10 protein-coding genes are annotated in these 11,077 nt (G+C 66.8%); 4 read left to right on the forward strand and 6 right to left on the reverse strand.

Going from position 1 to position 11,077, the window contains the following annotated elements; genetic code table 11:
• Window positions 1-79: 79 nt before the first annotated feature.
• A complete protein-coding gene (locus IPI67_33845) occupies window positions 80-2,866 on the forward strand; it encodes a tetratricopeptide repeat protein (protein MBK7585159.1) in 2,787 nt (928 codons plus the stop codon).
• Between the two features lie 10 nt (window positions 2,867-2,876).
• On the opposite strand, the gene lpxA is transcribed toward IPI67_33845, so the two are convergent.
• The 6 genes from lpxA to hrcA all read right to left on the reverse strand — a co-directional run bounded on the left by lpxA (window position 2,877) and on the right by hrcA (window position 8,457).
• Window positions 2,877-3,650 carry an acyl-ACP--UDP-N-acetylglucosamine O-acyltransferase gene (lpxA, locus tag IPI67_33850; protein MBK7585160.1) on the reverse strand — a complete coding sequence of 258 codons (774 nt, stop codon included), beginning with the start codon at window positions 3,648-3,650 and terminating at the stop codon, window positions 2,877-2,879.
• A gap of 3 nt (window positions 3,651-3,653) precedes the next feature.
• Complete coding sequence (fabZ, locus tag IPI67_33855) at window positions 3,654-4,109, reverse strand: 3-hydroxyacyl-ACP dehydratase FabZ (GenBank protein ID MBK7585161.1); 456 nt, start codon at window positions 4,107-4,109, stop codon at window positions 3,654-3,656.
• Between the two features lie 99 nt (window positions 4,110-4,208).
• Window positions 4,209-5,177: a UDP-3-O-(3-hydroxymyristoyl)glucosamine N-acyltransferase gene (locus tag IPI67_33860; protein ID MBK7585162.1), complete on the reverse strand. Its 969-nt coding sequence runs from the start codon at window positions 5,175-5,177 to the stop codon at window positions 4,209-4,211.
• A complete protein-coding gene (locus tag IPI67_33865) occupies window positions 5,174-5,806 on the reverse strand; it encodes an OmpH family outer membrane protein (protein ID MBK7585163.1) in 633 nt (210 codons plus the stop codon). The genes IPI67_33860 and IPI67_33865 overlap by 4 nt, the downstream gene beginning before the upstream one ends.
• A 71-nt stretch (window positions 5,807-5,877) precedes the next feature.
• The gene (locus tag IPI67_33870; GenBank protein ID MBK7585164.1) at window positions 5,878-7,233 is read right to left on the reverse strand and encodes a cyclic nucleotide-binding domain-containing protein; all 1,356 of its coding nucleotides are present in this window, start codon (window positions 7,231-7,233) and stop codon (window positions 5,878-5,880) included.
• A 132-nt stretch (window positions 7,234-7,365) separates the two neighbouring features.
• A complete protein-coding gene (gene hrcA / locus IPI67_33875; GenBank protein MBK7585165.1) occupies window positions 7,366-8,457 on the reverse strand; it encodes a heat-inducible transcription repressor HrcA in 1,092 nt (363 codons plus the stop codon).
• Window positions 8,458-8,646: 189 nt separating this feature from the next.
• Here hrcA and IPI67_33880 point away from each other — a divergent pair, with 189 nt between their 5' ends.
• The 3 genes from IPI67_33880 (at window position 8,647) to IPI67_33890 (ending at window position 11,067) form a co-directional block, all read left to right on the forward strand.
• Complete coding sequence (locus IPI67_33880) at window positions 8,647-9,438, forward strand: response regulator (GenBank protein ID MBK7585166.1); 792 nt, start codon at window positions 8,647-8,649, stop codon at window positions 9,436-9,438.
• A gap of 70 nt (window positions 9,439-9,508) precedes the next feature.
• Window positions 9,509-10,606 (forward strand): ACR3 family arsenite efflux transporter, encoded by a 1,098-nt coding sequence (gene arsB, locus IPI67_33885; protein ID MBK7585167.1) that lies wholly within the window; start codon window positions 9,509-9,511, stop codon window positions 10,604-10,606.
• On the forward strand, window positions 10,603-11,067 hold the full coding sequence (locus tag IPI67_33890; GenBank protein MBK7585168.1) for an arsenate reductase ArsC: 465 nt from the start codon (window positions 10,603-10,605) through the stop codon (window positions 11,065-11,067). The genes arsB and IPI67_33890 overlap by 4 nt, the downstream gene beginning before the upstream one ends.
• Window positions 11,068-11,077: the final 10 nt, after the last annotated feature.

Raw genomic sequence — 11,077 nt, forward strand, 5'->3', positions numbered from 1 at the left:
GTGACCCGGGCCATCGCGTACGATTTGGCGCCTCCATCCCCCCTGCCCGAGCGCCGCCGGCTCCGGCAGAAGGCCCCAAGTGTCCGATCGCGAGAAACTACTGCAGAGCGCCCAGAAGTGGGTCGACAAGAAGCGGTACGACCGAGCTGTCGACGACTACCTGAAAGTCGTCCAGCTCGACCCGAAAGACATGCGCACGCTGCTGAAGGTCGGCGACCTCCAGACGCGCATCCAGGCCTACGACCAGGCCATCGCGACCTACGACCGCGTGGGGCAGTTCTACGCGGAGCAGGGCTTCGCGCTCAAGGCCATCGCCGTCTACAAACAGATCCGCGAGGTCATTCGCAAACACTCGCCGCAGCTGACGGATCGCTACGCGTACATCGTGCCGAAGCTGGCGGAGATCTACACCCAGCTTGGTCTGACCAGTGACGCGCTCGCCGCGTGGGACGAGGTCGCAGCCCGATACCAGCGCGGCAACCTGGACCGGGACGCCATCGAGGTGTTCCAGAAGATGGTCTCCCTCGATTCGACCAACCCGCTGCCCTACCTGCGGCTCGCGGAGGCCTGCTGTCGAGTCCAGGACCTCGAGGAGGCGATCGAGGCCTTCTGGACCGCCGCCGAGCTGCTCCTGCAGCTCGAACGCCGCGAAGACGCGCTGAAGGTCATCGAGCGCATTCTGCATTTCAAGGCCGAGCCGAAATACGCGCGCATGGCCGCGCAGCTCTACCTGCAAAAAGGGCGGCGCGAAGACGGGCTGCAGGCCCTGGCCAAGCTGCAGATCGCGTTCCAGGTCGACCCACGGGACTTGGACACGCTGGGCCTCTTGGCGCAAGCGTTCACCCTGATCGGGCAGGCGGACAAGGCCATCGAGGTCTACAAGGAGATGGCGCGTATCGCTCGCGAGAGCGATCGCCAGGACCTGTTCGACCAACTGGTCGCACATCTCCAAGCGGTGGCGCCAGACGACGAAGGCGTGAGGGCGCTCTTGGCCCTCGCGCCGTCGATACCGCCGGAAGGACACGAGCCGTCGTCGGTCCACGTGGACGACGAAGATGTCGAAATCATCGCCGAAGATCACCAAGAAGAGGAGGCGATCGAGGAGATCGAGCCCGACGAGGACGCGTCTTCCGAGGCTCCTTTCGCGCTCCAGCGACAGAGTCGCCCGCCGGCAGGCCGCCCGTTCATGGGCAGCGCCCCGGACGTGATGGTAGCGGAAAGTGATCTCGAGATCTCCGACCGCTACTCCGGGGCCGAGTTCGACGCGGAGGCCCACGTCAAGAAGGCGCTCGTCGACTCCGAGGCGTTCCGCAAGCTGCGCCTCTACAGCAAGGCGCTCGAGACGCTCCAGATTGCCATCGAGGTCAACCCGAGCAGCATCGACGTCAGGGAAAAGCTGCGCGAGCTCCTGCTCGAGTCGGGTGACCGAGACGCGGCCATCGGCGAATCCGTGACGCTGGCCGCCATCTATCTCGAGCGCAACGACCTCGAGCGCGCCGAGATGCTGCTCTACGACGTCCTCGACTCGGAGCCACAACACCCCGTTGCGCTCGAGCTGCTGGCGCAGCTTCAGAGTGGCGGCAGCCCGCAACAGGCATGGTCCGCGGACAGCCCGACGGAGACGGTGAACATCGACTACTCCGAGGAACAAGCCAGCGTCGAGGTGGGTCAGGTAGCTGCAGCAGCCTGGGAAGAATACCCGTCACGCGGTCCGCTGCCGTCGTACGACCTCGAGGAGGTCAGCGCGTCGAGCGTGATGGGTAGCCCGCACTCGCTGCCGGACCCGAACGACGCGTTCACGATGGACGATCCATTTGCGGTTCAGAGCGCGCCGGATGCCACCGCGCCGCTTCCCAGCTTTCCGCTTGGCAATGAAGACGACCTGCTCAGCGCAGAAGAAGAAGCCGCCTACATCGACGAGCCGGAGTACATCGATCCCGAGCCCGATGACGCGTACGTCGGCGCCGAGGCCGAGACGGACGGCGGCGTGTTCGACGACGCCTACCCCACGGCGGCGGGCGACGGTCCCCTCAACCACGAGGCCATCGAAGAGGCGCTGGAGGAGGCCGAGTTCTTTGCATCCCGTGGCCTCTACGACGACGCCCGCACCATCATCGCCGACCAGCTCGTACGCGCGCCCGGCCACCCGCTGTTGGTCGAGCGCATGACCGAAATCGAGGAGTTCCTCGGCGGCGGCAGCGAACAGGTCGCGGTCGCTCGTGTGTCCGTCGCCGCACCCGGTGTCGTGCACTCCGAGCCCGAGGACCGCTCCTTCGACATCGCAGCATCCCTCGAGGCCCTCGACAGCCTCGAACCCTCGGCCCCGCCCGCGGCCGCGCCGAGCAACCTCTCCGATCAAGACGTCGATCAGGTCTTCGAGAAGTTCAAGGCGGGCATTCGCGCACAGGTCAGCGAGAACGACAGCGCGACCCACTACGACCTCGGCGTCGCGTACAAGGAGATGGGGCTGCTCGCCGACGCCATCAACGAGTTCGGGTTGGCTGCGCGTGACCCGAGCCGCGAGTGCATGTGCTACGCGATGATCGGCATGATTCGCCTGGAGCGCGGCGAGCTCGACCTGTCGGCCAAGGCCTACCTGCGCGGCCTCGAAGCGGCGCAGAAGACCCCGGATCAGGAGATGGCGTTGCACTACGACCTCGGCAACGTCCACGAGATGAAGGGCGTCGCCAAGGACGCGCTCTATTATTTCGAGAAGGTCGCCAAGAAGGACCCACGCTACCGCGGCGTCACTGATCGTATCGCGGCGCTGCAGCCCGGCGCGCGCCCAGCGTCCGGCACTCGCTCTGTGAACGAGGAAGAGGACTTCGACCGGGTGTTCGACGATCTGTTCGAGTCGAAGGGTTGAGTCGACGCGGTCAGCGGCGGGCGGAACGTCGCTCGAGGGCGGACAACAACTCGAGCACCCATACGTCCGAGCCCAGCTCGACGCGAGCTCGAGCCACACCTTGCGAGATGGGCTGACCCTTCCGCCAGATCATGCGGAAGGCCTGCTCCAGGCCGCGCCTCGAGACCGCCGGGACCGCCATGCGTTCGAGCCCGACCTGATTCAGCGCGCGGATCCGCGCGCGATCTCCGGCGGCAATCACGAACGGGGGCACGTCCTCTTCGACGCGCGCGCCGCCGGCCAGGAACGACCCGCGCCCGAGCCGCACGAAGGGCTGCACGGCGACGTGCCCGCCACACACGACGTGCGGTTCGACCGTGACGTGCCCGCCCAGGGTGGCGAGGTTGGTGAGGATCACGTCGTCGCCCACGGCGCAGTCGTGCGCGACGTGCGCCCCCACCATCAACAAACAACGTGAGCCAATGCGCGTGACTCCCCCGCCCTTCACGGTGCCGGTGTGTACGGTGACCTGTTCGCGGATCTCGTTGTCGTCACCGATCTCGAGGGTCGTTGGTTCACCCTTGTGAGAGCGATCTTGGGGTGGTGCGCCGAGCACCGCATACGGAAACACACGATTTCGTTGGCCGAGGCGCGTCCTCTCGCCGAGCAACGAGACGTGCGCGAGCAGCTCACTGCCCGCGCCGACTCGGACGCCGGCGGCCACGTAACAGAACGGGCCCACCCGGACGTCAGCGGCGAGCTCGGCGCCGGGCTCGACCACTGCGGACGCGTGCACGCTCGCCACGGGTCAGCCCGAACGATCCACGATGGAGGCCAAGAGCTCCCCTTGAGCGCAGAGTGTACCTTCGACCGTAGCCTCCCCGCGGAGCTTCCAGACGTTGGTGCGGTGCTGCATCACCTCGACCCGAAGATCGAGTCGGTCACCCGGCGTGACGGTGTGGCGGAACTTCGCTTTGTCGATGCCGAGAAAATACATGAGACTGCTCGTGGCATCGAAGGGCTCGGACGCGTAGGCCAAGATGCCGCCAATCTGCGCCAGCGCCTCGATGATCAGCACGCCGGGCATGATGGGACGACCCGGAAAATGTCCCGTCACCCAGGGCTCGTTGTAACTGACGTTCTTGTGACCGGCGATGTGCTTGCCTGGCTCGATCTCCGTCACACGATCGACCAACACGAACGGGTAACGGTGCGGCAGGATTTCCAGGATCTTCTGGATGTCCAGGCTCGTAGCGCGGGTCATCGGAGCGGGGAGCCTGCCATGGCGGCGGCGAGCGGTCATCCCGCGTGGAGCGAACCGCGCCCGGACGGGAGTCGGAGCTTGGGATTTCCGCCGCCCAGCTCAGGCGTGGGGCGGACGCGCGAGCAACTTCGCCATCGCGCGCAGCCAGCGGAGGCGCGGAACGGCCGGGAACCCAGCGACCGTGGCGCCGGGTGCAACGTCGGAGATGACCCCGCTCTTGGCCGCGAGGCGCGCGCCATCACCAACTACGACGTGATCCTTCACACCGACCTGCCCACCAACGAGCACGCCGGCTCCGAGAATGGCCGAGCCCGCGAAGCCGGACTGCGCGGCGACGATACATCCGGGCCCCAAGCTCACGTTGTGTCCCACGTGCACCTGAGCGTCGAGCTTGGTGCCAGCACCAACTCGCGTCGGCATGAGCGTGCCCGAGTCGATGCTCGAGAGAGCGCCGATCTCGACGTCGTCTTCGACGATCACGCCGCCGGGCTGCGGCATGCGGCGGCGCTCTCCGCCGGGTCCGGTGACCCAGCCAAAGCCCGCTCGACCGATGACCGCGGATGCACCCACACTCACCCGCTCTCCGAGCCAGACGTTGCCGAAGATCACCGCGTTCGGACCGATGCTCGAGCCGGCGCCGACACGAGCGCCACTCATCACCACGGCGCCGGGCCCGAGTCTCACCCCGGGCCCGAGCTCCGCCCCGGCCTCGACGACGGCGCTCGCTGCGCGTTCCGGCTCGGTCTGCCCACGCGCGGCGGCGAGCTCGAGTAGCTGGGCAAGCACCCACTCGGGGTGTGGGTGAAGCCAGCGGCTTCCGTGCGGGATCTTCGCCGCCAAGCTCGGCGCGCAGAGCACGACACCCGCGGCGACGGCCGCATCTTTGAGCGAGCGCGCCGCAAAAAGCGGAGACAGGTCCGTCTCCTCGGTGGCCTGCGGCGGCGCGACGATGCGCCGCACGCTGCGTGTGGAGTGCGGCTCGTCGAGCTCACCCCCAAAACGGTTCCGAAGCTCGTTCAGGCGCTCGGCACGTGCGAGCGGGATCCCTTGCCCGAGCCCGAGGCTCACGGCTTCGGCGGCACGGCCGGACCGACTGCCGGCGCCGGCGCCGGCATCGTCGGCGGCTTGGCACCGCCCTTGGGGTCGGGTTTGTCGGCGGCTCCGCCGCCACCCTGGTTGTACTGCTGAATGATGCGATCGGTCAGATCGAGGTCGCTTCGCACGTACGGCACGGCTTGCTTGTCCAGAACCATGTCGTAGCCGTCGTTCGAAGCCATGCGACGAATGATGCCCATCGCCTTCTGGAAGATCGGCTGAGTGAGCTCACCCTGCTTCTTCTGCAGCTCTTTGTTGTATTCGACGAACACGGTCTGGAGCTGCATCATTTCGCGCTGCCACTTCTCGACGCGCTTCTGCAGAGCGGCCTTGCTGAGCACGTTCTGCTGCTTCTCGATGTCCTCGCGCTCTTTCTGAAGATCGGTCTGCTTCTTGTCGAGCTCGTGCTGACGCTTGTCGAACAACTTCTTCAGCGTTGCCTGAGCGCGGAGACCGTCCTCCGTCTCCATGATCGCACGCTGGGTGTCGATGACGGCGATCTTGCTCTCCGCGAGCGCGGCGGAAGACAGGCCGAGGGTGGCGAGGCCGAGGGTGATGCCGGCGAGGAGGCGGGTCGAATGACGGAGCATGGCCGGGGGCATACGAAACGGCCGGGCCCGGGTCAAGAAGCGAACAGCGACGGGCGGGGCCTGCCGCCACCACCCCACGCGGCTCAGAGCAGCACGAAGTCGTCGGCGTCCGCGGCCTCTTGCGCCACGATACTACTCGTTTCTTCGTCGCGCTTGATGGCAAGCTCATAGAGCTCTCCGAGGATTGCGGGGTGCTCCTTGATCAGCTCCAAAAAGCGCTCCCGGGGCAGGTGCAAAGTGACGGTGGGGCAGCCTGCAATGACGTCGGCCGTGGAGGGCCGGCGGAGCACGAGGGCAACCTCTCCCACGACCTCCCCCACACCCAACTTCGCGATCAGCGTGGTGTCGTCGCCGTCGTGGTGCATGACGGCGACCTCACCGGAAGCGATCAGGTGCAGGCCCTCCGAGGCGTGGCCCTGGTTGATGAGTACCTCGCCGTCCTCGTAGGTGCGGGTCACGAAGCGTTCGACGAGCGCGGGGCGCTCCTGAGGTTTGACGGCACTCAGAATCGTGCTCGTGCGCACCAGGTTCTCGACCATGCGCCGCCGGCAGTGGTCGGCGAACACCGCCGCTACGGCGGGTTGCCGTTCGGCAATCACGTCGAGCGCGGTCTTGCGCGCCACCAGGATGATGCTCGGCCGTGCCGCAGTGACACTCGCGGCGCGGGGTGCGCGGGAGAGCAGCGCCATCTCTCCGAACAGCGTGCCATTACCCAGTCGGGCCAAGAGCAGTGACTCGCCTTGCTCGGCGCTGCGGCGCACTTCGAGCTCGCCGCGCGCGAGGATGTACGCTTCGGCGCCGGAGGTGCCTTCCTCGATCAAGACCGCGCCCGCGCCGACGGTATTCACCTCGAAGACATCGAGCATCGCCCGGAGATCGGCCTTGCCGAGGGCGCCGAAGAGCGGAGGGGAGACGACCTTGGGGCGGATCGGCTGCGCCGCCAGCTCGGTGCCGAGCAGCTGGCGCGCCGCGTGGATCAATTCTTGAGCCTTTCCGACCAGGGCTTTGCCCGATAGCGCGGCGGGCAACGGCTGGAACGCCTCGGCGGACCGCGGTAACTCCGGCGGGGATGCACCCTTGGTCAAGAGCCGCGACGAACCCTGACAAAACGTGGCGGCGATGGCGTCCAGGTGTTTGCCGGGATCGTGTCGCAGCGTCTTCAGATCGCAACACGCCGCGAGAGCGAGCGGCAGGTTGCCGTGATCGACCGCCCGCGCAACGGCCACCTCGAGTCCTTCGATTGCAACCTCTCGCCGACCCGCAGCCGCCAGTAAGCGCGCGGTGACCAGCAGGCCAAGCGGACCGGCCGGTTCGCTCTTCACCAACGCCGCACCCCAGCGCAATGCCGGGTCGAGCTCGTCAGCCAGGGACAATGCCAGGGCCCGATCAGCGGGGCTGTCCCCTTGCGGCGTGCCCGGCAGGCGCGGCGGCGCGGTCATATCGAGTGCAGCCTACCACGAACCAAAGCGGGGTCCGGAAGCGGCTCGCTGAAAACAAACGACGTTCAACCTGTTCGGCGCTCTAGGGACGCCCGTTCAGTCCGGGTGGCTGAGTTTGGTTCAGTCGCCCCATCAGTCTTCCGACTCGTCGCCATCGACCTCGGCCTCGGTCGCGGGCGGAGAGTGAGCGCGCGAGCGTGACAGCGCCGCGCTGACTGCGTTGGCGGTCTTTGCCACGAGCGGGACGACGCTTGCGTAATCCATGCGCGTCGGCCCGATGACACCCACGGCGCCGCCGGGGCGGCCGTCTTCGTGAATCGGCGCGGCTACCAAGCTCACGGGGTACCCAACCGCTTCGCTGGTCTCCTGTCCGAGGAAGACCTGCACCTGCTCGGCCGACAACGCGCGATCGAGCAACATCACCAGACGCTCGCGGTCCTCGAGGGCCCGCATCAGGTCGCGCAGCTCTTCTGCGCTACCGAAGTCCGGACGTTGCAGCAACCGCGCCTGCCCTTCGATCACGATGTCGACCGCACGACCGGCACCCTCGATGGCCGCATTGACCAGCGACAGACCGAGCTTCCTCAGCTCCATCAGCTCGTCACGCCCGTCGGCCAGGGCTCGCGCGAAGTGGTCGCGAACGTCGGCCAGGTTCCGCCCGCCTATGCCCTCTTCGAGCGCATTGTGAATGCGCTCGAGATCACTCTCGAGGATCGGGTGCTCGATGCTGATGAACCGGTTCTCCACCGTGCCGTCGGAAAATACGATCACGGTCAGGAGCTCCGTGGCGCGGGTCGGGATGAAACGCACCTTCAGCACCGTGCGCGTCTCGATGCGCGGCCGTACCAAGATGGCCGCCGCCCCGGTGAGGTCGGACAGGAGACGGCCCGTCTGGCGCAACAGATCCCCGCCCGAATGGGGATCGGTGAGCAGCTCCTCGATCCGGTGGGCCTCTTCGGGAGACAACTGGCGGACCCGCATCAGTGCGTCGATGAACAGCCGAAAGGCCTTCTCGGTCGGGACCCGACCCGCCGAAGTGTGAGGCTGCGACAGATATCCGGCGTCTTCGAGGTCGGCGAGCACGTTGCGTATGGTGGCGGCCGACAGGTCGAAGCCGTACTTCTTCACCAGCGTCCGGCTGCCCACCGGTTCGCCCGTGGCGATGAACTCCGTGACCACGGAGTACAAGATGGAGCGGGCGCGTTTGGCGAGGGGCTGGGCCACCGACCGAGAAGTTTCTTCGCTGGCGCCGGCCCGTCAAATCCCCGGCAAGGAAAAAGCCCGGCAAAACCCCGGCGGTTGCCGAAGTCCGGCAAGAAAGCCGGCCCCTGTGGCAGCGAAATCCTTGACACTTTTCGGGTCGGTGCGGTTTGATCCCATACCGGTCGAATCCTCGGCCGCGGGAGGACGCCTTTGACCACCACGGTGCTGGCCGTCGACGACAGCAAGACAATGCGCAAGGTGCTCGAGATCACATTCTCGGGCGACACATTCAAGGTTCTGCTCGCGGAGAACGCGCAGCAAGCTTTGGAGAAGATCCGGTCCGAGCGGCCGACCCTCGCGCTGATTGACGCAAACCTCGGCACAGCCGGCGGGGGCTACGAGCTGTGCGGGCAGATCAAGCGCGAGGCCCCTGGGGTCGGCGTGCTGATCCTGTCGAGCAAGCAGCAGCCCTACGACAAGACTCGGGGCGCCTCCGCGGGCGCCGACGAGTTCATGGACAAGCCGTTCGACACACAGCAGATGGTCGACAAAGCTGGCGCTTTGGCTCGGCGTCTTGCCGACGCACCGCCCGCGGCCGCCCGCTCTGCGCCCGCCGCGCAGGCGCCTGTAGTTCCGGTAGCGCCGACCCCGTCGCCGCGTCCGCCCATGGTGCAGGCACGACCGGCAGCGCCCGCCATTGGTCTTGGAGCGCCCCGCCCCCACGTGCAGACTTTGATCGGCGGTCAGGCGGCCGCACCCGGCGCGGCGCCCGCACCTGCGCCCGCCGCGGCACCCCCGCCGGCGGCAACCGCCGCAGCCGTGGCGACCTCCGGCAACGGAGAGTTCGCTGAGCGTCTGGCCGGACTCGGACTCAGCAAAGATCAAGTCGACGGTGTGCTCGCGCTCTCGCGTGAGGTCGTCGAGCAGGTGGTGTGGGAGGTCGTCCCGCAGCTCGCCGAGACCTTGATCAAGGAAGAGATCCGCCGACTCACGGCGGAGTGACCATCGCGCTCAGACGCTGCGCGCAGTTTTCCCCTGACTCCGCCCGGGGCCTCGCGTACAGGGAGGGCCCATGACGAACTCCGTGGCCGGCGTGGCCAGGAAGCTGTCGGTCCTCGACCGCTTTCTGACCCTCTGGATCTTCGCCGCGATGGCCGTGGGAGTGGGCCTGGGCTTCCTCGCGCCCGGATTCACCGCCGCCCTCGATCGGCTGAGCGTGGGGACGACGTCGCTCCCCATCGCGGCGGGCCTCATCTTGATGATGTACCCACCCCTGGCGAAGGTCCGTTACGAGGAGCTGGGGCAGGTCTTCCGCAACAAGCGCGTGCTCGGGTTGTCGCTGATCCAGAACTGGCTCATCGGACCGGTGCTGATGTTCGGCCTCGCCGTCGTGTTCCTGCGCGACAAACCCGAATACATGCTGGGCCTGATCCTGATCGGCCTCGCACGTTGCATCGCGATGGTGATCGTCTGGAACGAGCTGGCGAAGGGCGACACCGAATACTGCGCGGGCCTGGTCGCCTTCAACTCGATCTTCCAGGTGCTGTTCTTCTCGGTCTACGCCTACTTCTTCGCCACGCTGTTGCCGACCTGGCTCGGTCTAGAGGGCGCCGTCGTCAACATCAGCATCGCAGACATCGCAAAGAGCGTCGGCATCTACCTGGGCGTGCCGTTCGCCGCCGGATTCGCCACGCGTCGCCTGCTGATCGGAGCCAAGGGGCGCGACTGGTACGAGGAACGCTTCGTGCCGAAGATCAGCCCGCTGACCTTGGTCTCCCTGCTCTTCACCATCGTCGTGATGTTCTCACTGAAGGGCGAGACCATCGTGCAGCTGCCCTTCGACGTGCTGCGCATCGCGGCGCCGCTGCTCATCTACTTCGTGGTGATGTTCGCGCTCTCGTTTTTCATGAGCAAACGCCTGGGAGCCAACTATCCGCAGTCGGCGACGCTGTCGTTCACCGCCGCCTCGAACAACTTCGAGCTGTCCATCGCGGTCGCCATCGCCAGCTTCGGGATCCACAGCGGCGCGGCCTTCGCCGCGGTCATCGGGCCGCTGGTCGAAGTTCCGGCGCTGATCGGCCTCGTGAACGTCGCGCTCTGGGCGCAGCGCCGCTTTTATCCCGAGGCGACGCCGCCGACCGGAGACACCAACGTTCCCGGAGCCGCATGAAGCCGGGCCAAGTCGTCCTGTTCTTGTGTGTCGCCAACTCCGCTCGCAGCCAGATGGCCGAGGGTCTCGCGCGCAAACACTTTGGTTCTTCCGTCGCCGTAGCGAGCGCGGGCAGCGCTCCTTCCCGGGTCAACCCCTACGCCATCGAGGTCATGCACGAGGTCGGAGTCGACCTCGGAACCCACACCTCGAAATCGGTCGAGAGCGTCGATCCGACCACGGTCGGTGTGGTCATCACGCTCTGCGCCGAGGAGGTGTGCCCCGCGTTCCTCGGCGAGGCACAGCGCCTGCACTGGCCCGTCGAGGATCCCGCCAGCTCGGATCCCCGACTTTCTCGGGACGAAATGCTGACGCGCTTCCGCACCGCCCGAGATCTGATCCAGGCGAAGCTCGCGGCGCTGTCGGCGCTCTTGGGCCAGCCCGCTGGTCCGGGTGACCGAGGTGAGTCAGAGACCCGCTAAACCTGGAACA

The sequence above is a fragment of the Myxococcales bacterium genome, from assembly GCA_016706225.1.
Classification (GTDB): Bacteria; Myxococcota_A; Polyangia; order Polyangiales; family Polyangiaceae; genus JADJKB01.